2 pseudogenes are annotated in these 500 nt (G+C 39.8%); both read left to right on the top strand.

The annotated features are described in order from the left end of the window. Positions 1–261: pseudogene (locus tag IE212_RS35875) on the top strand (glycosyltransferase); the annotation flags it as partial. Between the two features lie 26 nt (positions 262–287). Then, a pseudogene (locus tag IE212_RS35870) lies at positions 288–500 on the top strand (hypothetical protein); the annotation flags it as partial.

Raw genomic sequence — 500 nt, 5'->3', positions numbered from 1 at the left:
AACTTTTCTGAAGCGCCATTGAATCTTTCTTTGTGGGCTGGTGCAGTATCATTTTTAGCATCAATTTTAGGAATTTTATTTATTATTGTTCGAAAATTGACTATCGGTGGTAGCGTCACTGGTTGGGCTAGTCTAGTTTGTATCATCTTGTTCATTGGTGGTATTCAACTGCTTGCTCTCGGAATCATTGGAAAATACATTTCCAAAATTTTCCTTGAAACCAAAAAACGCCCAGCTTACATTGTAAAAGAAAAAGGGTAAGAGGAGCCGGACAGCCGTTATACAACTATGACCGCCAATATCACGGAACTGTAACCATGCGTACTGCAATTACAAAATCCTACAATATTCCTGCCGTAAAAGCTATGGTGGAAATCACACCGGAGGTCGGCGTAGAATACTTAAAGAAATTTGGATTTACTTCTATCTTAGATACCTTAACTGAGCTGCCTCAGGGAAGCGGCAATTTCTACACAGACGTGAATTCTGCAACAGCAATC

This window comes from Streptomyces djakartensis, assembly GCF_014651075.1.
Lineage (GTDB): Bacteria > Actinomycetota > Actinomycetes > Streptomycetales > Streptomycetaceae > Streptomyces > Streptomyces djakartensis.
Note: the sequence above shows the minus strand (reverse complement) of the source record. Positions and strands in the feature narration are given on the sequence as shown.